The organism is Pseudomonas laurylsulfatiphila, assembly GCF_002934665.1.
GTDB lineage: Bacteria > Pseudomonadota > Gammaproteobacteria > Pseudomonadales > Pseudomonadaceae > Aquipseudomonas > Aquipseudomonas laurylsulfatiphila.
The window spans coordinates 463,303-484,312 of the sequence record NZ_NIRS01000006.1 but is presented as its reverse complement, the minus strand read 5'-3'; the positions used below and the strand labels follow the sequence as shown (position 1 = coordinate 484,312).

Genomic DNA, 21,010 nt, shown 5'->3' with positions numbered 1-21,010 from the left:
GTTTTTTGACGGGGCAGGGGCTGGCCTACAATGTGTACGTCGTCGATCAAACCTTGGCACTGACCTCCCTGCGATTGACCAGCGCTTCCAACGCCCCACTCAAACTCGCCGCCTTGTCGCCAACCAGCAGATGCCAGATCCCGCCTTCCAGCTGACTCACACCCTGGCAACCCAGCGCTTTCAAATCACACTCCGACAACGCCTTGCCATTGGCCAATTGCAGGCGAATGCGCGTCATGGCGATGCAGTCGAGTTGCAGCACATTGTCGCCACCCCCCAGCGCATTGAGCCATTGCTGCGCCTCGGGTGTTGCCACGGCGGCGGGTGCAGGCGCGTCGATTTCTGCTGCCGGCGACGACACGATGGCACGCCCCAGCGCCGGCATCGCCAGGCGAATTTCATCGGCAATCGCATCGGCCATCGGCCCTACCACTACCTGCAAACTCCCGCCCTTGCCCGGACGCACCACGGCCATGGCGCCGAGCGCCTTCAGATCGGTATCCGAGGCCTTGTTGCGATCCACCATGTCCAGGCGCAAACGCGTGGTGCAGGCACCGACGGTGATCAGGTTTTCGGCGCCACCCAAGGCCTTGATGTAAGCCCCGGCGCGTTCATTGTCGGCCACCGCTACCTGCGGGGCGGCAGCGCTGGTTTCGCGGCCCGGTGTCTTCAGGTCGAAACGGCGGATGCAGTAATCGAACACCACGTAATAGATCACGGCATAGGCCAGGCCCACCGGGAACACCAGCCAGCCGTTGGTGGACTTGCCCCAGCCCAGCACCATGTCGATGAAGCCACCGGAGAACGTGAAGCCCAGGTGAATGTTCAGCGCATTGGTGATGGCCATCGACAGGCCGGTCAGCAACGCATGCAGCAGAAACAGCAGCGGCGCGAGGAACATGAAGGCGAATTCGATCGGCTCGGTCACGCCGGTCAGGAACGCGGTCAGTGCCATCGACAGGAAAATCCCGCCCATCACCTTGCGCCGTTCCGGCAGGGCATTGCGGTACATCGCCAGGCACGCGGCAGGCAGGCCGAAGATCATCATCGGGAACATGCCGGTCATGAACTGGCCGCCTTTCGGGTCGCCGGCGAAGTAGCGCGACAGGTCTCCGGTGACCAGCGCACCGGTGGTGGGGTCGGTGAAGTTGCCGAACACGAACCACGCCATGTTGTTGAGGATGTGGTGCAGGCCGGTGACGATCAGCAGGCGGTTGAACACGCCGAAGACGAACGCACCAATGCTGCCACTCTCCATCATCAGCGTGCCGAAGCTGTTGATGCCGTGCTGGATCGGCGGCCAGATGTAGCCGAACACCACGCCCAGGCCCACGGCGGCGAACCCGGTGACAATCGGCACGAACCGTCGACCACCGAAGAACGCCAGGTATTCCGGCAGCTTGATGTCCTTGAAGCGGTTGTACAGCGCGCCGGCCATCAGGCCGCTGACGATCCCGGCGAGCATGCCCATGTTGATGCTCGGGTCGAGCACCTTGAGGGTGGCGATCATCACCAGGTAGCCGATCACCCCGGCAAGTCCCGCCGTACCGTTGTTGTCCTTGGCGAAACCGACCGCGATGCCGATGGCGAAGATCATCGCCAGGTTGGCAAAGATCACCTGGCCGGCGTCGTGGATGATCGCGATGTTGAGCAGATCGGTGTCGCCCAGGCGCAGCAGCAGGCCGGCAATCGGCAGGATCGCGATCGGCAGCATCAGCGCGCGGCCGAGGCGTTGCAGGCCTTCAATGAAAAGTTGGTACATGGCGGATCTCCCTGGATTTTTGTTCTTCTTTTGTAAAGAGCTAGCTCAGAGGCCAGTGCTGGTGACAGGCATGACGCACGGCGCTGGCGCTGCTCAGCTTGAGCAGGCCCAGGCTGATGCGCCGGCATTCGCTGGCGTCGAGATGACGCACGCGGTCCTTGATTTCACCGATCTGTACCGGGCTCACCGACAGCTCGCTAACCCCCAGGCCGATCAACACCGGCGTGGCCAGAGGGTCGGACGCCAGTGCACCGCACACACCGACCCAACGCTTGTGCTTCGCCGCACCGGCGCAGGTCTGGGCGATCAACCGCAGCAGGGCCGGGTGCAACGCATCGACGCGTGCGGCAAGCCCGGCATGGTCGCGGTCCATGGCCAGGGTGTATTGCGACAGGTCATTGGTGCCGATGGACAGGAAATCCGCGTGTTCGGCCAGTTGCTCGGCCAGCAGCGCGGCGGCCGGCACTTCAATCATCACCCCCAGTTCCGGGCGTTGCGCCAGGCCCAGTTCGGTGCACAAGGCGTCGAGGCGCTGGCGGATGTGCAGCAGTTCATCGACCTCAGTGATCATCGGCAGCAGGATCCGGCAGCGCGACAATGGGCTCAGGTGCAGCAGCGCGCGCAGTTGCTGGTCGAGCAGTTCCGGGCGGACCTGGGCCAGGCGAATGCCGCGCAGGCCGAGCACCGGGTTGGCCTCGGCGGGCAGTGGCAGGTAGTCGAGTTGCTTGTCGCCACCGACGTCGATGGTGCGGATGATCACCGACTTGTCGCCCATGGCATCGAGCACGGCCTGATAGGCCTGGTGTTGTTCCTGTTCGTCCGGGGCGGTGTGGCGGTCGACGAAGAGAAACTCGGTGCGCAGCAAGCCGACACCGTCGGCGCCATTGGCCAATGCGTCTGCCGCTTCCGTGCTGGACGCCACGTTGGCGGCGACTTCGATGTGCAGGCCATCGGTGGTCAGCGCCGGTGTGTGCGCCTGGGCCTGTTGTTCGGCCCGGCGTTGTCGCTGTTGCAGTTGCAGCTGGCGCACGTCGGCCAGGCGCTGTGTGCCGGGTGTCAGTTCGAGGCGGCCGCCGTCGGCGTCCAGCACCACCGGTTGCCCCTGTTGCTGATCGAGCAGCGTCGAGCCCAGTGCGACCATGCACGGCAGGCCTTTTCCCCGGGCCAGAATCGCCACGTGGGAAGTCGCACCGCCCTCGGCCATGCACAGCCCGGCGACGCCTTGCTGGCTCAGTTGCAGCAGATCGGAGGGCGTCAGTTCATGGGCCGCGACGATGGCGCCGGCCGGCACGTCGTAATGCCAGGTATCGCCGAGCAATACGCGCAGCACCCGTTGCTTGAGGTCGCGCAGGTCGTTGGCGCGTTCGGCGAGCAATGTGCTGCCGGTTTGCTGGAGCACTTCGCATTGCACGTCGATGGCCTGGCTCCAGGCGTGGGTCGCGGCCGTGCCCTTGGCGACGGTTTGACGGGCGGCGTCCAGCAGGGCCGGGTCTTCGAGCAGTGCCAGGTGTGCGGCGAAAATGGCCTCTTCAGCGCTGTCCTTGTGTTTTTTTGCCTGGGCCAAGGTGTGGTCGATTTCGCTGCGAACCTGGCTCAGTGCCGCGTCCAGAACCTGCCGTTGCTGTTGCGGATCATGATCGCCGGCGTCCACTGGCAGGCTGATCGCATTCAGGCGAAACAACGGCCCGCCGACCAGGCCTGGCGCTGCGCAGACACCGTGCAACACACCGGCTTCGGCGGGGCGATTGCGTTGGGCGATCGTCGGTGGCGCGGCGGCGTGACTGTCTTCGGCCAGGGCTGTGGATAACGCGGTGAGCAAGGCTTGCAGCGCGGCTTCGGCGTCCGGACCCTGGCAACTGACCTGGACTTCTGCCTGCTCGCCGATGGCCAGCCCCATCAGGCCGATCAGGCTGTCGCAGGTGGCCGACTTGCCGGCGAAGTGCAGCTGCGATTTGCTTTTGAAACCTTGTGCGGTCTGACGGATCAACGCCGCTGGCCGCGCGTGCAGGCCGCCACGGTGAGCAATGCGCACGTGACCGACAATCTCTGCGCCGGCAAACTCGACATCGACCTCTGCGGTCGATGTCTGTCGACGAATGATGTGCAGCAGCGGCTCACCGACTTTCACCGATTTGAGGGTGATGGGGCGCGCCTGAAAGTCCTGGCTGTTAGTGAGGATCAGCAGGCTGACCAGGCTTTTGCACTGTTGCGCGACCATGTCCAGGTCGTAGCGCAGCAGGGGTTGACCATTGGCGACGCGTGCGCCTTCCTTGACCAGCATCGAGAAGCCATGGCCCTGCAACTCGACCGTGTCGAGGCCCAGGTGCAGGAGCAATTCCGCGCCGTTGTCTGCACGCAAGGTCAGCGCGTGACCGGTGCGCGCGACATGCACCACCACACCCGCGCAGGGGGCGTGGAGCGTGTCGTTGAGCGGATCGATGGCGATGCCGTCGCCCATGGCGCCGCTGGCAAACACCGGGTCCGGGACTTTGGCGAGCGTGAGCACCGGGCCGCTGAGCGGGGCGCTTAAAGTCAGCTCTTTATTGTTGTTATGCATGGCTCGGTCTCATCAAATAAAGGTTCGCTTCGCACGCTTGTGTAGGAGCTGCCGGAGGCTGCGATCTGTTGATCTTCAAAATCAAAATCAAAAGATCGCAGCCTGCGGCAGCTCCTACACACGGGGCACCGGTCATCAGTGGGTGCGGGTGACTTTGCTCAAGTGCCGCGGCTGGTCCGGGTCCATGCCGCGGGCCACGGCCAGGCCGGCGGCCATCACGTAGAAACTCTGGATCGCCAGAATCGGGTCGAGGGCCGGGTGTTCGGCGCGGGTCAGGGTCAGGTCGCGCTCGAGCACGTCATCCGGTGCGGCCAGCAGGACACGGGCGCCGCGCTGGCGCATGTCGGCGGCCAGGCTCAACAGACCGGCCTGCTCGGCGCCCCGTGGGGCAAACACCAGCAGCGGGTAGTTGTCGCCGATCAGGGCCATCGGGCCGTGGCGGACTTCGGCGCTGCTGAAGGCTTCGGCCTGGATCGCCGAGGTCTCTTTGAATTTGAGCGCCGCTTCCTGGGCGATGGCGAAACCGGCGCCACGGCCGATCACCATCAGGCGCTGGCAATCGCGCAAGGCTTCGATGGCCGGGCTCCAGTCCTGCTGCGCGGCGTTGCGCAGGCCCTCGGGCAAGGCCAAACCGGCCTCGAGCAGTTCGGCGTCTTCCTTCCAGTGCCCGATCAACCGCGCGCTGGCGCTCAGGGTGGCGATGAAACTCTTGGTCGCGGCGACGCTGCTTTCGGTGCCGGCACACAGCGGCAGGCTGAACTCACAGGCGGCTTCCAGCGGCGAGTCTTCGGCATTGACCAGCGAAATGCTCAAGGCACCGCGCTTGCGCAACAGGCGCAGGCTGTTGACCAGGTCCGGGCTTTGCCCCGATTGCGAGAAGGCGAATGCCACCTGACCGCTGACCTTCAGCGGCGCCTGCTGCATGGTCACCACCGACATCGGCAACGACGCCACCGGGATGCCCAGCAGCTGCATGGTCAGGTAGGCGAAGTAACTGGCGGCGTGGTCGGAGCTGCCGCGCGCCACGGTCATGGCCACTTGCGGCGGCTGACGACGCAGGCGTCCGGCGATCTCGATCATCTGCGGGTCAAGTTTTTGCAATTGGGCTTGCACGGCCTCGAACGAGGACAGCGCCTCTTCAAGCATTTTTGAAGTCAATGTCTTCTCCTTCGACCATGACGGCGGTCAGTTTCAGTGAGCGATCCAGCCGCACGCAGTCGGCCCAGGCCCCCGGTTGCAGGCGCCCGCGTTCGGTGAGGCCGAGGTAGTCGGCGGGGAATTGCGACAGGCGCTGCGAGGCTTCGGCGATGGGCAGGCCGATTTTCACCAGGTTGCGCAGGGCCTGATCCATGGTCAGGGTGCTGCCGGCCAGGGTGCCGTCGGGCAGGCGCACGCCGCCCAGGCACTTGGTCACGGTGTGGCTGCCGAGTTTGTACTCGCCGTCGGGCATGCCGGCAGCGGCGGTCGAGTCGGTGACGCAGTACAGGCACGGGATCGAGCGCAGGGCGACGCGGATGGCACCGGGGTGCACGTGCAGCAAGTCCGGGATCAATTCGGCGTACTTCGCGTGGGCCAGTGCGGCGCCGACGATCCCCGGCTCGCGGTGATGCAGTGGGCTCATGGCGTTGTAGAGGTGGGTGAAGCTGCTGGCGCCGGCCTCCAGTGCCGCGACGCCTTCCTCGTAACTGCCCAGGGTGTGGCCGATCTGCATGCGGATGCCGCGGCGGCTGAGGTCGCGGATCAAGGCGTCGTGACCGGCGATTTCCGGGGCAATGGTGATCACACGGATCGGCGCCAGTGCCAGGTAAGCTTCGACCTCGGCCATCAATGCGGTATGGGCGAAGTTGGGTTGCGCGCCGAGCTTGCCGGGGTTGATGTAGGGGCCTTCGAGGTGCACGCCGAGCACCCGGGCGCAACCTTGTGGCCGCTGCTCACAGAATTCGCCGACGGCTTCGAGCACGCTGGCGATCTCTTCGCTCGGCGCCGTCATGGTGGTGGCCAGCAGCGACGTGGTACCGAAGCGCACGTGGGTGCGGGTGATGGTTTCGAAGGCGGGCGTGCCTTCCATGATGTCTTTGCCGCCACCGCCGTGAACGTGCAGGTCGATGAAACCCGGCAGCAGATAAGGCAGGTCGTTGTCCGCCGGATCGCAAGGGACGCCTTCGATGGACACGACCTTGCCGTGGGCGTGGACCAGTCGGCCGCGAACCCAGCCGCGGGCGGTGAGGATGTTGTCTTCGGACATGTCGGGATCTCGGTTTTTAGCGGCCGGCTGTTTGTCAGCGACGCAGCTCTGCCACAAAGTCGTAGTAGTCGTTGCGGCAATAGGTGTCGGTGACTTCGATGGGCGTGTTGTCTTCCAGGTAGCCGACCCGGGTCATCAACAGCATGGCGGTGCCGGGGGCGATGCCGACCAGCGCGGCGAACTCGTCCGAGGCGTTGATCGCCTGGATGTGCTGCAAGGCGCGCACCACCGGCTTGCCGATGCCGTCGAGGAATTCGTAGAGGGAGTCGCCCACCGATTGCGGCTTGGGGATGATCGAGGCGGGCAGGGTGCTCATCTCGATGGCCATCACGGTGTCGTCGGCCTTGCGCAGGCGTTTGAGGCGCGCGACCTTGTCGTTGGGCGACAGGCCGAGGCGGATCAGCTCTTCGTGTGTCGGCAGGGTGATTTCCCGCTCCAGCCATTGCGAACCGGGCACGAAACCCTTGAGGCGGAGCATTTCACTGAAACCGGACAGACGCGATAGCGGTTGTTCGAGGCGCGGCGTGATGAAGGTACCGGAGCCCTGGTTACGGCGGATCAGGCCTTGTTCGAACAATACTTCCAGCGCCTTGCGTGCAGTGACGCGGGAGATGCCCAGGGTTTCGCTCAGATGGCGCTCCGACGGCATGGCCTGTTCGGCTTTCCACTGGCCGGCATGGATCGCCGCTTCCAGATTGCGTGCCAGTTGCAGGTACAACGGCGTGGGTTGGGTGTCGTCGGGGCGCAGGGCCTGTAGGTCGTTCATGTAGGCAATGTCCGATGCGGATATAGGATTGTTGTCGCCCGGTTGTGAGGCGAAACTAATACCACTTGCATACCATGTCAACGCGGTTGTTTTACAAGAATATGCCGATTGTGGCCGGCTGGAGGCGGGGTGGTTTGAAGTGGTATTAGCGGTAGGCTTTAAAACGACAAAGATCGCAGCCTGCGGCAGCGCCTACAGAGCGAAATGGTATTCACCCTGTAGGAGCTGCCGCAGGCTGCGATCTTTTGATTTTATTTTTTGATGCCGACCAATGGTCGAGGGAATTACGGACGAATTTCGATCATCGTGCCGTCCGGCACCAGGTTCCAGACTTCGCGCATGTCCATGTTGCGCATGGCGATGCAGCCGTCGGTCCAGTCCAGGGTGTGGAACAGGTCTTCCGGGGTGTCTTCGGTGTCCGGGGTGCCGTGGATCATGATCATGCCGCCGGGCTCGACGCCTTCACGGCGGGCGCGGGCCGAGTCACTGATGTTCGGGTAGGAAATGTGCATCGCCAGGTTGAATTTATCACTGACCTTGCGCCAGTCGACCCAGTAGAGGCCTTCCGGGGTGCGTTTGTCGCCCTCCATCAGTTTTGGCCCCTTGGGACGCTTGCCCAGGGAAATGCGATAGGTCTTGAGCGGCTTGCCGTCATTGATCAATTGCAATTGATGGGAAGACTTGAGAACCAGGATTTTCTCGATGACCTTGCCGTCCAGGGGTTCCAGGGCAGAAGCCTGGGACACCGCAACGAAAGACAAACAGAACAAGGCAAGCAACCAGCGCATTGAAACGATTCCCCAGGAGGTGTCGCGACTATTTATTTATAGATGTTTTATGTAGGAGCTGCCGAAGGCTCGGGCCGCGTTCGGACGATTTTTCAGCGGCTACGAATGATACCAATATGGCATCAGATAATGGCAGGCTGAGCAAGCGGCGGAATCGATTCAGACCGTACGGGATAGACCTCGGTCCGCCGGTCAGCGAAGAAGCATTCTAAGGTACGGCCCACCGTGCGGAAAGCCAGCTCATCCCAAGGAATGTCCGCTTCGTCGAATAGTTGCACTTCCAGGCTCTCGGGGCCGGCAGAAAAATCCAGGTCCGCAAGCGTGGCACGGAAGAACACATGCACTTGGCTGATGTGTGGCACATCGATCAGGGTATAGATGCTCAGGTTGCGCACCCGGGCGCAGGCTTCCTCGGCGGTTTCGCGAATGGCGGCCTGTTCGATGGTCTCGCCGTTCTCCATGAAACCGGCGGGCAGGGTCCAGTAGCCGCGGCGCGGCTCGATGGCCCGCCGGCACAGCAACACCTTGCTGCCCCAGGTCGCCACGCAGCCGGCGACGATATTGGGGTTCTGGTAGTGAATGACCTGACAGCTGTCGCAGACAAAACGCAGGCGTGAATCGCCCTCGGGAATGCGTTGGGTCACCGGGTTACCGCACTGGCTGCAAAATTTCATGCTGGGGTTCCTGAATGCTGCGCCTATCTTGGCGTGCGGCGGTGCCGGTCGGCAAGTTGTCGTTTCGCGACATGGGGCGGTTGCGGGGGTTGGGCGACCGCAGCGATTGGTGCATGATGCCGGGTAAGGCACAAATCGAGAACACTCATGCTGGACGAGCTACTGCATCGGGTTAGTAACCACACTCCACGCACGCTGGAGACCGATCGTCGTTTTCCCGAGGCCGCAGTGCTGGTGCCCATCACCCGCAGTGACGAGCCCGAGCTGGTTTTGACCCTGCGTGCCAGCGGCCTGTCGACCCATGGCGGCGAAGTCGCCTTCCCCGGTGGTCGCCGCGACCCCGAAGACTCCGACCTGATTTTCACCGCCCTGCGTGAAGCCGAGGAAGAAATCGGCCTGCCGCCGGGGCTGGTCGAGGTGATCGGCCCGCTCAGCCCGCTGATCAGCCTGCATGGCATCATGGTCACGCCCTATGTCGGGGTGATCCCGGATTTTGTCGAATACCGGGCCAATGATGCCGAGATCGCCGCGGTGTTCAGCGTACCCCTGGAGTTCTTCCGCAAAGACCCCCGCGAACATACCCATCGCATCGACTATCAGGGCCGCAGCTGGTACGTGCCGAGCTATCGCTTTGGCGAATACAAGATCTGGGGGCTGACGGCGATCATGATCGTCGAGTTGATCAACCTGCTGTATGACGCCAAAATCAGCCTGCATCAACCTCCCAAAAGCTTTATCAATACCTGAAGCCATCGTTCGAATGGCACTGCCCGAGCCCTGAGGAATACAACAATGAAATACCGCCTGGGCGACGCCCGTGTCGAAACCCATCCACAGAGCTGGGTCGCCCCCAATGCCGTGCTGGTGGGCAAGGTCAGGCTGGAAGAGGGCGCCAACGTCTGGTTCAACGCTGTACTGCGCGGCGACAACGAGTTGATCCTGATCGGCAGGAACAGCAACGTCCAGGACGGAACCGTGATGCACACCGACATGGGCTATCCGCTGACCATCGGCACCGGCGTGACCATCGGCCACAACGCGATGCTCCACGGCTGCACCGTCGGCGACAACAGCCTGATCGGCATCAACGCGGTGATTCTCAATGGCGCGAAGATCGGCAAGAACTGCATCATCGGCGCCAATTCGCTGATCGGCGAAGGCAAGGAAATTCCGGACGGATCGCTGGTCATGGGTTCGCCCGGCAAAGTGGTGCGCGAATTGACCGAACCGCAAATCAAGATGCTGGAAGCCAGCGCAGCCCACTATGTGCACAACTCACAGCGTTATGCCCGCGATCTGGTCGAGCAGGAAGAATGAGCACGCCCGAACGCCCGGTGGCATCGCCCTGCGTGAGCATTTGTGCGCTGGATGACGATGATATCTGCACCGGTTGCCAGCGTACGGTTGAGGAAATCACCCGCTGGAGCCGTATGACCAATGAAGAGCGCCGTACGGTGCTGGGGTTGTGTCATGAGCGGGCCAAGGTCAGTGGGCTGGTGTGGATGATCGGGGCAAAACCGCAGTTGTAGGAGCGAGCCTGCTCGCGATGGACGCAAGAACACCGCGGGGAACCAGATTCCCCCGCGTTATCGTTAACGACCATCGCGAGCAGGCTCGCTCCTACGGTACCCTGTGCACAAAATTGACAGGTACTACTGCTCCCATGCTCTTCCTGATCACCTACATCAGTAGCGTCGTGCTGATCAACTTCGCCTTCTCCACCGCCCCCCACCTGGACATCATCTGGTCGGCCTGGGGCGGGCTGGTGTTTATCCTGCGCGACATGGTGCAAACCCGTTTCGGGCATGGTGCCCTCGTGGCGATGCTGGTGGCGCTGGTGTTGTCCTACGCCACCTCCGATCCCTCCATCGCCCTGGCCAGCGCCACGGCGTTCGCGGTTTCCGAGTGCATCGACTGGCTGGTGTTCAGCATCACCAAGCGTCCGCTGCATGATCGCCTGTGGATAAGTTCGGCCCTGAGCATTCCCCTCGATACCTTTATCTTTTTCGGCATGATCGACGCCCTGACGCCGGGGGTGATCCTCACCGCCCTGGGTTCGAAATTCGCCGGGGTCACTGCCGTGTGGCTGATCATGGCCTGGCGCCTGCGCAAACAGGCTGTCGTCAGCTGAAGTTCATGTAAAATGCCGCGCTTTCTCCCCATGGGAAGCGTGCTTCCCTCGATGATCCGCTTCTTGAGGACCTTCAGATGACCCGTATCGGAACTCCATTGTCGCCCACCGCGACCCGCGTATTGATGTGTGGCTGTGGCGAGTTGGGCAAGGAAGTGGTGATCGAGCTGCAACGCCTGGGCGTTGAAGTGATTGCCGTGGATCGCTACGCCAACGCGCCGGCCATGCAGGTGGCGCACCGCAGCCACGTGATCAACATGCTCGATGGCGCTGCCCTGCGTGCCGTGATCGAGGCCGAGAAGCCGCATTTCATCGTCCCGGAAATCGAAGCCATCGCCACCGCGACCCTGGTGGAGCTGGAGGCTGAAGGTTTCACCGTGATCCCGACCGCCCGCGCCGCGCAACTGACCATGAACCGCGAAGGCATCCGTCGCCTGGCCGCTGAAGAGCTGGACCTGCCGACCTCGCCGTACCACTTTGCCGACACCTTCGAGGACTACAGCAAAGCCGTTGAAGACCTCGGTTTCCCATGCGTGGTCAAGCCGGTCATGAGTTCCTCGGGCAAGGGCCAGAGCCTGCTGCGCAGCGTCGATGACGTGCAGAAAGCCTGGGACTACGCCCAGGAAGGTGGCCGTGCGGGTAAAGGTCGGGTGATCATCGAAGGCTTCATCGATTTCGACTACGAAATCACCCTGCTGACCGTGCGCCACGTCGGCGGCACCACCTTCTGCGCACCGGTCGGTCACCGTCAGGAGAAGGGCGACTACCAGGAGTCCTGGCAGCCGCAGGCCATGAGCCCGATTGCCCTGGCTGAATCCGAACGCGTCGCCAAAGCCGTGACCGAAGCCCTGGGTGGTCGTGGTCTGTTCGGCGTCGAGTTGTTCATCAAGGGTGATCAGGTGTGGTTCAGCGAAGTCTCGCCGCGCCCGCATGACACCGGCCTGGTCACGCTGATCTCCCAGGACCTGTCGCAGTTCGCCCTGCATGCACGGGCCATTCTCGGCCTGCCGATCCCGTTGATCCGTCAGTTCGGGCCATCGGCTTCGGCGGTGATTCTGGTGGAAGGGCAGTCGACCCAGACCGCTTTCGCCAACCTCGGTGCCGCCTTGAGCGAGCCGGATACCGCGCTGCGCCTGTTCGGCAAGCCTGAAGTCAACGGCCAGCGCCGCATGGGCGTGGCCCTGGCGCGCGACGAGTCGATCGAAGCCGCCCGCGCCAAGGCGACCCGTGCTTCGCAGGCGGTTGTCGTCGAGTTGTAAAAACAGCTATGGCGGGCCTATACCTTCTATAGGCATCGCACCATTGCTTTACCTGTAGGAGCGAGCCTGCTCGCGATGGACTCAAGAACACCGCGGGGAACCAGACTCCCCGCGTTATCGTTAACGACCATCGCGAGCAGGCTCGCTCCTACAGGTCATTTATCAATGCTCCAGGCCTGTACCCCATGAATTCCCAAAGCATCATCGTCCCGAAAATCTCCACCCTGCCGGTGCACGAGCCCCGGGCCCGGGCCGTTGTGCGCTGGCTGGTGCGCAAGAACATCATCCAGGAAGAGCTGACAACCTGTGGTCGCACCGGCAATCGCATGGCCCATGCCATCGCCGACGGTGCTCGCGCAGTGGTCCTGCACCCCGAAGCCCTGCCGTTCGGCGAGCCGGTCAATGGCCTGGAGATCATTACCAAACGCTGCATCTATACGCCAGCCAAGGGTTTCCTTGAAGAAGCCGGCTGCGCCGAGTGTCGCAAAGAGGTCGGTGAAGCCCTGTTCGAAAGCCTGGAAGACTGGATGCCGGGGCGCACCGATAACTTCACCTGCCCGGAATGCGGGCATGAAGACGACATCAACGGCTTTCTGTTCCTGCAGGAATGCGGCTTCTCCAACCTCGGATTCATCTTCAACAACTGGGCCGAAGCCGGGTTCAAGCAGAGCTTTCTCGACGAATTCGCCGATTGGCTCGATCAACCGGTGAGCTGGGTCAAAGTCGAACTCTGACTGTAGGAGCTGCCGAAGGCTGCGATCTTTTGATCCTGTTTCTGAAAATCAAAGTCAAAAGATCGCAGCCTTCGGCAGCTCCTACAGGAACGTGGTGAATCCCGTAGATTCGGGCATTAATCCCCGTATGTCAGTAATGCCAATAATAGTCAGAGTTTTACATTGAACCCGAGGGGGTGTCTGACTATAATGGCGCGCTTCCATTTTCCCGCTCGGGAGCCCCCGCGATGCTGCGTATCAGCCAAGAAGCTCTGACATTCGACGACATTCTCCTAGTGCCCGGTTATTCCGAGGTGCTTCCTAACGAAGTCAGTCTCAAGACCCGCCTTACCCGTGGCATCGAGCTGAATATTCCACTGGTCTCCGCCGCCATGGACACCGTCACTGAAGCCCGTCTGGCAATTGCCATGGCTCAGGAAGGTGGTATCGGCATCATCCACAAGAACATGACCATCGAGCAGCAAACTGCCGAAGTCCGCAAGGTCAAGAAGTTCGAAGCCGGCGTCGTAAAAGACCCGATCACCATCGAGGCTGATGCCACGGTGCGTGATTTGTTCGAATTGACCCGCATGCACAACATCTCCGGCGTTCCGGTGCTGCACAATGGCGACCTGGTCGGCATTGTCACCTCCCGTGACGTGCGTTTCGAGAACCGTCTGGAAGCCACTGTCCGTGAAGTGATGACGCCTAAAGAGCGTCTGGTCACGGTCAAGGAAGGCGCCGACAAGAACGATGTGCGTGAACTCCTGCACAAGCACCGCATCGAGCGCGTGCTGATCGTCGACGACAAGTTCGCCCTCAAAGGCATGATGACCGTCAACGACATCGAAAAAGCCAAGGCTTACCCGCTGGCCAGCAAGGACGATCAAGGTCGTCTGCGCGTTGGCGCTGCCGTCGGTACCGGTAAAGACACCGGTGACCGCGTCGCGGCCCTGGTCAACGCCGGTGTTGACGTGGTGGTGGTCGACACCGCTCACGGTCACTCCAAAGGCGTGATCGATCGCGTTCGCTGGGTCAAGCAGAACTTCCCTGAAGTGCAGGTCATCGGCGGCAACATCGCCACCGGCGCTGCCGCCAAGGCCCTGGCCGAAGCCGGCGCTGACGCGGTCAAGGTCGGTATCGGCCCTGGCTCGATCTGCACCACCCGTATCGTCGCCGGTGTCGGCGTACCGCAAATCAGTGCCATCGCCAACGTCGCCGCTGCCCTTGAAGGCACTGGCGTGCCGTTGATCGCCGACGGCGGCATCCGTTTCTCCGGTGACCTGTCCAAGGCCATCGTGGCCGGTGCTTCCTGTGTGATGATGGGCTCGATGTTCGCCGGTACCGAAGAAGCGCCGGGCGAAATCGAACTGTTCCAGGGCCGTTCCTACAAGGCTTATCGCGGCATGGGTTCGCTGGGCGCCATGTCCCAGGCCCAGGGTTCGTCCGACCGTTACTTCCAGGACTCCTCGGCAGGCGCCGAGAAGCTGGTTCCGGAAGGCATCGAAGGGCGTGTTCCGTACAAGGGCACCCTGAGCGCCATCATCCATCAACTGATGGGCGGCCTGCGTTCTTCCATGGGCTACACCGGTAGCGCCAACATCGAAGAAATGCGCACCAAGCCCGAGTTCGTGCGGATCACCGGCGCCGGCATGGCCGAGTCCCACGTCCACGACGTGCAGATCACCAAGGAAGCGCCAAACTACCGCGTAGGTTGAGCCTTCAAGCAACAAGCTAAGCAACCGGGGCTGTTTTAATCAGCCCCGAGTTGTTTCTGAATCACGACTGTTTCCGAATTTTTTAGACGAGACTGAATCATGGCCCTCGACATTCACGCTCACCGCATCCTGATCCTCGACTTCGGTTCCCAGTACACCCAGCTGATCGCCCGCCGCGTGCGCGAAATCGGTGTGTACTGCGAACTGCATCCGTTCGACATGGACGAAGATGCGATCCGCGAGTTCGCTCCTAAAGGCGTCATCCTCGCCGGTGGCCCGGAGTCGGTTCACGAAGCCAACAGCCCTCGCTGCCCGCAAGCCGTTTTCGATCTGGGCGTGCCGGTCTTCGGTATCTGCTACGGCATGCAGACCATGGCCGAACAACTGGGCGGCAAGGTTGAAGGTTCCGAGCTGCGTGAGTTCGGTTACGCCCGCGTTGACGTGGTTGGCAAGAGCCGTTTGCTCGACGGCATTGAAGACCACATCGACGCCGACGGCCTGTTCGGCCTCGACGTATGGATGAGCCACGGTGACAAAGTCACCCGGATGCCGGAAGACTTCCACATCCTGGCCAGCACCCCGAGCTGCCCGATCGCCGGCATGTTCAGCGACGAGCGCCGTTACTACGGCGTGCAGTTCCACCCGGAAGTGACCCACACCAAGCAGGGCGGTCGCATCCTGTCGCGCTTCATCCTCGACATCTGCGAGTGCGAAGCGCTGTGGACCCCGTCGAAGATCGCTGAAGACGCCATCGCCCAGGTTCGCGCCCAGGTCGGCACCGACAACGTCCTGCTCGGCCTGTCCGGCGGTGTTGACTCGTCCGTGGTTGCCGCACTGCTGCACAAGGCCATCGGCGATCAGCTGACCTGCGTGTTCGTCGACAACGGCCTGCTGCGCCTGCACGAAGGCGAGCAAGTGATGGCCATGTTCGCCGAGAACATGGGCGTCAAGGTGATCCGCGCCAACGCCGAGGACCAGTTCCTCAACAACCTGGCCGGCGAAGCCGACCCGGAGAAGAAGCGCAAGATCATCGGCCGCACCTTCATCGACGTGTTCGATGCCGAATCCTGCAAGCTGGACAACATCAAGTACCTGGCCCAGGGCACCATCTACCCGGACGTGATCGAGTCGGCTGGCGCGAAAAGCGGCAAGGCCCACGTGATCAAGTCGCACCACAACGTGGGCGGCCTGCCGGAAGAAATGAACCTGAAACTGGTCGAGCCACTGCGCGAACTGTTCAAGGACGAAGTCCGTCGTCTGGGCCTGGAACTGGGCCTGCCGTACGACATGGTCTACCGTCACCCGTTCCCGGGCCCGGGCCTGGGCGTGCGCATCCTCGGTGAAGTGAAGAAGGAATACGCCGACCTGCTGCGTCGTGCCGACCACATCTTCATCGAAGAACTGCGCAAGGCCGACTGGTACCACAAGGTCAGCCAGGCCTTCGTGGTGTTCCAGCCAGTGAAGTCGGTTGGCGTTGTTGGCGATGGCCGTCGTTACGCCTGGGTCGTGGCCCTGCGTGCCGTGGAAACCATCGACTTCATGACCGCGCGTTGGGCACACCTGCCTTACGAACTGCTGGAAACCGTATCCGGCCGCATCATCAATGAAATCGAAGGCATCTCCCGCGTCACCTACGACGTGTCGAGCAAGCCGCCGGCGACTATTGAGTGGGAGTGATCCCGCGCCAGCCTTGAGGGTTTGAAGGCTGGAACAGCAAAAGCCGTGTGAAATCAGATTTCACACGGCTTTTTTGTTTCCGGGTTACAGCGGTTTCGACCAGCCGGCCAATGTCATGCCCATTTGGTCCAGCCCGTTGAGCAGCGCCTTGATGCTGGCGTAGCGCTTGCCGCTGACCGAGGGCCATTCCGCACGAACGATGTAGAAGTGGCCGTTGTTGCTTTCGATCAGTGTGCGCACGATTGCATTGCTGCGACTGCGATGAACCAGGAAGGTCATGCGCGGTTGCAGTTTCAAGGTGTACATCCCGTGCCTAGGCAGGGCGGCTTCGATTTCCGACGAGGTCTGTGCTGTCCATGGCGCCTCTATTCGCAAGCGCAAGTCACCTCTGACCAATGCGCTGCGATCAAACTCGGTGCCGCCCAGGGGAAGGATTCTCCCCGGATCGGTATCGATACCTGCCGGCGCACCTTCGGCGACGTCTTCAACGCGAATGCCGATGGCTTCTTCCAGTTCGCTGACCCCCGCCACACCTTCGAAGCTGTTGGAGTGGGAGTTGCCCATCAACGCCACCCATTTGTGTGCGCCACGCAAGGCCTGGTCGCTGCGAATGATCGAGCGGGCGAAGTAGTTCATCATTTTCTGTCGCGCCGTTGGCTCAACGGCAGGCTCCAGGGATCCGACCCTCTCCATGCCATTGAGCCGGTAGCTCGCCATGCAATCGATGGCCTGCACACGAATCTTGAAACGACGGGCCTGTTTGACCAGTTGCAGAAACGTGTCGTGCCCCAGCGGATCGGTCATGTTGCCGACATCGAGTGCGTTGAGGTAGCTCTCCAGGTCTTTCGCCATCGTCCCTGTTTCGAAAAACGTATCCAGCGCCGCTTGATGGAAATCTGTCAGTAGATGTTCCATGTACAGGGTCTTCACGTTTTTGTTGGCCAGCAGTTCCATGTTTTCGATCAACCACTGTTTGCTGGCGATAGAGCTATGGCTTTCGCCGATGACCAGGCCTCGGGCGTGCTCGAGGATTTTCTCGATGATCTCTTCGGCACTGGCGTCGGGATTGAGAGCCGGAATCGGCGGGCGTGGAGGCAATTGAAGTTCGGCATAAAATCTTGTGGCATCGCGATGCAGGCGTTTTCTGATCGTCTTGAAATCACGGTAGGGATCGTGCTCGTTGAGGCTGTCGTAGAAGTCGCGTAACGACTCGTCGTCCTGCCCGTTCGCACCGCTTTTCAGTTCGGCCTTCAACTGCTCGGGCATGTCGTACTCCGAGGCGGGCAAGCGCAGCACAGGTGTCTTGCCACCACCGTTGAGCCCAACGCGTGGCATGGTTTGCCATTCACCCTCGGCGTTGAGACGCACGGGGATCGAGTTGGAGAACGCGTGGGGGTTTTCCGGGTCGATGACGGCCCAGTGCCCGCCGCCGTTGAGGTCGGCTTCCCAACGCACGTAGTAAGGCGTGTGATCGAGCATGATGGCGGTTGAAGGGTTTGAGTTGAGTCGATAGATGCCCTGGAATTTTCCGGGCTCATCAACCATCGTTTCACCTTCAAGCAGTTCGTTGGCTTGCCAGTTGGAGGGAATGGTCGGTCGCGGAATGTCAGGCAGCGCCTCTGCCACGTCTTGAAGTACCGGCCAGCCCATTGGCCGCATGCCTTTTGTAATCAATGCCTGCTTCAGTTCTTCGTAATTATCCACCGTCATGGACTCGTAGGCCGGCGCGAGCGGGGTATCCAGATTGATCCTGCCGCCGGGTGTCCAGCGGATAACACTGTCGGCCATGTGCCCTTCGGCGTTGCGATAAACCACCAGCACGCTGCTGCGGTAGCGCTGGAAGGTGAACATCCCCGGTTCCGGCAACAGCCCCCGCAGGTCTTGTGGCGTTCTGTAGGCCCACGGGGTTTCCACTTGCACACACCAGTCGCCTTTGATCCGGGCCTGGAGGCTGTCGGGATCGGCCACACCGTCCATTTCATAAACAGGGGAGTCCGGATAGTCGGCAAACTCTACCGTCAAACCGGGATCGGAACTGACAGGCAGCGCCCGTCCTGGCGTGACGTCAACGATGCGCACGCTCAAAGCATCGGTCTGTTCGCTGATGCCTTGGTAACCTCTGAATGCCGTCATGTTTTCTTGATTGACCAAGGCAACCCATTTCGCTGGACCCTTCAGTTGTTCGTTGAAGTTGATCACCTCACTGGCGAAAAAACCTCGCACCATCTGGTTTTGCGGTTTCGGGTTGATCGGGTCGTCATTGACGTTGTAGGTGGTGGACATGTCGATGGCCTGAACCCGGATGCGCTGGGCATTGGCCGCTTTCACCAACTGTTTGAGATTGAATTGACCTTCGGGATCGTTGCCCGCCTTCAAGTCGAGTTTGTTCAGGTAGTTCTCCAGTTCTTCGGACATTTCTCCGCTGCGGGCGAAGGCGTCCAGGTCGAGCTGATTGGCGTTCGCCAGCAGTTCCTGCAAGTACAGCGTCTTGACCCCACGCCGAGCCAGTTCGGGCATGTTCTTGATCAGGAACTGTTTGCTGCCGATGGCGCCGCGGCTCTCGCCGAAGACCAGCCCCGGCTTGCTCGCGAACACAGTGTCGAGCAGTTGAGCAGGGGTTTTGATCAGTTCGGCGGCAGGTCTTGGCAGGCGGAGCGTCGGTGGATGAAGTTGGTAATACGCGTTGGCATCGCTGATCAGGTTTCGGCGAGGTACATCCTGGGCCAGATCGAACTCGCTCACCGACACCGTTGCCCCTGATTCGGTGGTGAATGCCGTGCGCACCTCGGCGCCGCCGAGTGCCCAACGCCTCATTTCGGGGGCATCAAGCCCAGGTACATGGATACCCTGCGATTGCGCCCACTCTTCGACGACGGGCGCGCCTGTTGCGCTGGCATCCGAAACAGGGGGCACCTCCAAACCGCCTTGCAACCCAAGGCGCGGGATGACTTCCCACTTGCCATTGACGCCCAGGCGCACGGGAATCGAACCGGAAAAGGCGTTGGGGTTGGCCGGGTCGATGATTGCCCAGTGTCCGCGACCGTTGAGATCGCTTTCGTAGCGCACGAAGTACGCGCTGTCGTTGAGCTCGATCGCGGTGGAAGGGTTGGAAGCGAGCTGATGAATGCCCTGGAACTTGCCGGGCTCTCGTATCAGCGAGTCCTCGGACAACGGCACGTCGATCCTGAAGCTGTCCGGTACCGTTGGCGTGCGGTCGGCGGGCAAACCGGTTTCGATCGGTGTTGGTTTAACCGCGGGTGTGGTCGATTCAATCAGATCGGACATTTCCTTGGCCTCGGCTGCTTCGATATCAGGGCCGATTTCCTCCAGCGAGCCCGGGCCCTTGAGGACGAGCAGGTTGAACAGCAAATCAATGCCGCTGAGCACCGCACCAAGGATCCCGGCCTTGCGCTCTTGCGCGGTTTTGCCGTTCACCGCCTGATCGATGTTCAGACCGATGCTGGCGATGCTGGCGCCGATCACGGGAAGGGCGACCGGCCAACCGACCACCGCCATCGGGCCGAAGACTTTCACACCGGCGCTGAGGTAGCCGAGCCAGAGCTTTTTGCGCAGATCGCCATTGGAGGTCAGCGAGAGCGCGGCTTCGGCGAACATCGCGTCCTTGGTCGAGTCGCGCAGCCAGGTGAAGGCATCGCCGCTGATGACCTGATCTTCCTGGTTGATCAGGTGATGATCGTACTGGCCCCAGGTGCTCACCAGCCGGTTCATGAGGTCGGTGATGTTCTCGTCGATTGCCTGCCGGTCAGCCTGGGAGAAGTGCGTCATGAACTGCCGGCGCACTTCTTTCTTGTTCATCTGCTGCAACACCCAGAAGTGCATGTCCGTCGCGGTTTCCAATACCGTGAACGCATTGATCTCACCGGGCAGGTAGACGATCTGCCGCCCCTTGGGCGCGACAATGCGCAGCGCATTGATGGCGACGTAGCCGGCGACATCGAGGCTGCGAACGTTGCCGGCGCAAGGGTGCAGCGCTTGCAGCATCTGCAGGCTGACGGGCCAGGTGACAGGGCCGATTACGGCTTGAGTGACGTACTGGAAATCCTCGTCACTCAACTGGCCTTTGTCCCGGGCCTTTACGGCTTTGATGAGGAAGTTGCATTTGGCCAGCGTGCGGAAATCGTCGCCGGACCTGGTCCAGAAGGTGGTCAGTCGTTCCTCGTACAGCGAGCTGAAATTGATGTTCCAGAAGTCCTTCAGCACTTCGTTGCCATGCAGGCGCACTTCGTTGCTTTCATTGAACGTACCGGCATTGGGACCGGCGGTGTAGAAGCCGCCATACACGTCGAGCAGGTCGGCATTGTCCTGGTCGCCGACCCGAAAGCGCTGGATCACCAGTTGCGTCAGGGTCATGGTCGACGTTGGCGTGGCGTGCACGTGTTCCCAGCCAGTGAAGGCTTTCGAGCTGCTTTGGGAAGCGTCGAAACGGTGGAAATAGACCTTGTCCGGATCGAGGCCGGTGACGTGGTACTTCTTCAGCAGATTGCTGGCGACTTCGTGGGCTGTGTCCTGCAGGCTCGGGCAGGTCTGGATCACGGTGGTGGCGATTGCCTTGAGGGCGGCCTTGTCGGCGGCGTTGGGCAACGGCTGGGTTTGTGTCGAGTTCATTGCACTCTCTTTCCTTGAGAATTCGAATGCCGAGGATGCTGCCCTCGTTCGATGAAAATGCACTGCATAGTTATGTCTCTTTGTCCGCGGAATG

The 21,010-nt window shown here is 61.6% G+C and carries 16 protein-coding genes; 8 read left to right on the top strand and 8 right to left on the bottom strand.

Annotated features, from left to right (window positions below; translation table 11 throughout):
- Positions 1-46: 46 nt before the first annotated feature.
- The 7 genes from nagE to CD175_RS24415 all read right to left on the bottom strand — a co-directional run bounded on the left by nagE (position 47) and on the right by CD175_RS24415 (position 8,792).
- Positions 47-1,762, bottom strand: a complete 1,716-nt coding sequence (nagE, locus tag CD175_RS24445; RefSeq protein WP_104450769.1) for an N-acetylglucosamine-specific PTS transporter subunit IIBC — start codon at positions 1,760-1,762, stop codon at positions 47-49.
- A 40-nt stretch (positions 1,763-1,802) separates the two neighbouring features.
- Positions 1,803-4,319, bottom strand: coding sequence for a phosphoenolpyruvate--protein phosphotransferase (gene ptsP / locus CD175_RS24440; protein WP_104450768.1), 2,517 nt, complete (start codon positions 4,317-4,319; stop codon positions 1,803-1,805).
- Between the two features lie 135 nt (positions 4,320-4,454).
- Positions 4,455-5,477 (bottom strand): SIS domain-containing protein, encoded by a 1,023-nt coding sequence (locus tag CD175_RS24435; protein ID WP_104450767.1) that lies wholly within the window; start codon positions 5,475-5,477, stop codon positions 4,455-4,457.
- Positions 5,458-6,564, bottom strand: a complete 1,107-nt coding sequence (gene nagA, locus CD175_RS24430; protein WP_104450766.1) for an N-acetylglucosamine-6-phosphate deacetylase — start codon at positions 6,562-6,564, stop codon at positions 5,458-5,460. Before nagA ends, CD175_RS24435 begins: the two co-directional genes overlap by 20 nt.
- A gap of 34 nt (positions 6,565-6,598) precedes the next feature.
- Positions 6,599-7,330: a GntR family transcriptional regulator gene (locus CD175_RS24425; RefSeq protein ID WP_007973947.1), complete on the bottom strand. Its 732-nt coding sequence runs from the start codon at positions 7,328-7,330 to the stop codon at positions 6,599-6,601.
- A 284-nt stretch (positions 7,331-7,614) separates the two neighbouring features.
- A complete protein-coding gene (locus CD175_RS24420) occupies positions 7,615-8,118 on the bottom strand; it encodes a L,D-transpeptidase family protein (protein WP_007973946.1) in 504 nt (167 codons plus the stop codon).
- Positions 8,119-8,240: 122 nt separating this feature from the next.
- Positions 8,241-8,792: an NUDIX hydrolase gene (locus CD175_RS24415; RefSeq protein WP_104450765.1), complete on the bottom strand. Its 552-nt coding sequence runs from the start codon at positions 8,790-8,792 to the stop codon at positions 8,241-8,243.
- Between the two features lie 147 nt (positions 8,793-8,939).
- Here CD175_RS24415 and CD175_RS24410 point away from each other — a divergent pair, with 147 nt between their 5' ends.
- From CD175_RS24410 to guaA, 8 genes are all read left to right on the top strand, one after another.
- Positions 8,940-9,539: a CoA pyrophosphatase gene (locus CD175_RS24410; RefSeq protein WP_007973942.1), complete on the top strand. Its 600-nt coding sequence runs from the start codon at positions 8,940-8,942 to the stop codon at positions 9,537-9,539.
- Positions 9,540-9,584: 45 nt separating this feature from the next.
- On the top strand, positions 9,585-10,109 hold the full coding sequence (locus CD175_RS24405) for a gamma carbonic anhydrase family protein (protein ID WP_104450764.1): 525 nt from the start codon (positions 9,585-9,587) through the stop codon (positions 10,107-10,109).
- Positions 10,106-10,321: a DUF1289 domain-containing protein gene (locus tag CD175_RS24400; RefSeq protein ID WP_104450763.1), complete on the top strand. Its 216-nt coding sequence runs from the start codon at positions 10,106-10,108 to the stop codon at positions 10,319-10,321. The genes CD175_RS24405 and CD175_RS24400 overlap by 4 nt, the downstream gene beginning before the upstream one ends.
- 134 nt (positions 10,322-10,455) lie before the next feature.
- Positions 10,456-10,923 carry a VUT family protein gene (locus CD175_RS24395; RefSeq protein ID WP_104450762.1) on the top strand — a complete coding sequence of 156 codons (468 nt, stop codon included), beginning with the start codon at positions 10,456-10,458 and terminating at the stop codon, positions 10,921-10,923.
- A gap of 77 nt (positions 10,924-11,000) precedes the next feature.
- Complete coding sequence (gene purT, locus CD175_RS24390) at positions 11,001-12,182, top strand: formate-dependent phosphoribosylglycinamide formyltransferase (RefSeq protein WP_007982831.1); 1,182 nt, start codon at positions 11,001-11,003, stop codon at positions 12,180-12,182.
- 185 nt (positions 12,183-12,367) lie between these two features.
- Positions 12,368-12,916, top strand: a complete 549-nt coding sequence (locus tag CD175_RS24385) for a hypothetical protein (RefSeq protein WP_007973932.1) — start codon at positions 12,368-12,370, stop codon at positions 12,914-12,916.
- Positions 12,917-13,143: 227 nt separating this feature from the next.
- A complete protein-coding gene (gene guaB, locus CD175_RS24380; RefSeq protein ID WP_104450761.1) occupies positions 13,144-14,613 on the top strand; it encodes an IMP dehydrogenase in 1,470 nt (489 codons plus the stop codon).
- 99 nt (positions 14,614-14,712) lie between these two features.
- Positions 14,713-16,290: a glutamine-hydrolyzing GMP synthase gene (guaA, locus tag CD175_RS24375; protein WP_007973927.1), complete on the top strand. Its 1,578-nt coding sequence runs from the start codon at positions 14,713-14,715 to the stop codon at positions 16,288-16,290.
- A gap of 84 nt (positions 16,291-16,374) precedes the next feature.
- Here guaA and CD175_RS24370 read toward each other — a convergent pair whose 3' ends face one another.
- Positions 16,375-20,916 carry a membrane-targeted effector domain-containing toxin gene (locus CD175_RS24370; protein ID WP_104450760.1) on the bottom strand — a complete coding sequence of 1,514 codons (4,542 nt, stop codon included), beginning with the start codon at positions 20,914-20,916 and terminating at the stop codon, positions 16,375-16,377.
- Between the last annotated feature and the right edge of the window lie 94 nt (positions 20,917-21,010).

What these genes read in the sequence shown, in the direction of transcription:
- CD175_RS24385 (WP_007973932.1), top strand. Translation starts at nt 12,368, where the DNA reads ATGAATTCCCAAAGCATCATCGTCCCGAAAATCTCCACCCTGCCGGTG.
- CD175_RS24420 (WP_007973946.1), bottom strand. Translation starts at nt 8,118, where the DNA reads ATGCGCTGGTTGCTTGCCTTGTTCTGTTTGTCTTTCGTTGCGGTGTCC.
- ptsP (WP_104450768.1), bottom strand. Translation starts at nt 4,319, where the DNA reads ATGCATAACAACAATAAAGAGCTGACTTTAAGCGCCCCGCTCAGCGGC.
- CD175_RS24415 (WP_104450765.1), bottom strand. Translation starts at nt 8,792, where the DNA reads ATGAAATTTTGCAGCCAGTGCGGTAACCCGGTGACCCAACGCATTCCC.
- guaB (WP_104450761.1), top strand. Translation starts at nt 13,144, where the DNA reads ATGCTGCGTATCAGCCAAGAAGCTCTGACATTCGACGACATTCTCCTA.
- CD175_RS24400 (WP_104450763.1), top strand. Translation starts at nt 10,106, where the DNA reads ATGAGCACGCCCGAACGCCCGGTGGCATCGCCCTGCGTGAGCATTTGT.
- CD175_RS24395 (WP_104450762.1), top strand. Translation starts at nt 10,456, where the DNA reads ATGCTCTTCCTGATCACCTACATCAGTAGCGTCGTGCTGATCAACTTC.
- guaA (WP_007973927.1), top strand. Translation starts at nt 14,713, where the DNA reads ATGGCCCTCGACATTCACGCTCACCGCATCCTGATCCTCGACTTCGGT.
- CD175_RS24370 (WP_104450760.1), bottom strand. Translation starts at nt 20,916, where the DNA reads ATGAACTCGACACAAACCCAGCCGTTGCCCAACGCCGCCGACAAGGCC.
- CD175_RS24405 (WP_104450764.1), top strand. Translation starts at nt 9,585, where the DNA reads ATGAAATACCGCCTGGGCGACGCCCGTGTCGAAACCCATCCACAGAGC.
- CD175_RS24410 (WP_007973942.1), top strand. Translation starts at nt 8,940, where the DNA reads ATGCTGGACGAGCTACTGCATCGGGTTAGTAACCACACTCCACGCACG.
- nagA (WP_104450766.1), bottom strand. Translation starts at nt 6,564, where the DNA reads ATGTCCGAAGACAACATCCTCACCGCCCGCGGCTGGGTTCGCGGCCGA.
- CD175_RS24425 (WP_007973947.1), bottom strand. Translation starts at nt 7,330, where the DNA reads ATGAACGACCTACAGGCCCTGCGCCCCGACGACACCCAACCCACGCCG.
- nagE (WP_104450769.1), bottom strand. Translation starts at nt 1,762, where the DNA reads ATGTACCAACTTTTCATTGAAGGCCTGCAACGCCTCGGCCGCGCGCTG.
- purT (WP_007982831.1), top strand. Translation starts at nt 11,001, where the DNA reads ATGACCCGTATCGGAACTCCATTGTCGCCCACCGCGACCCGCGTATTG.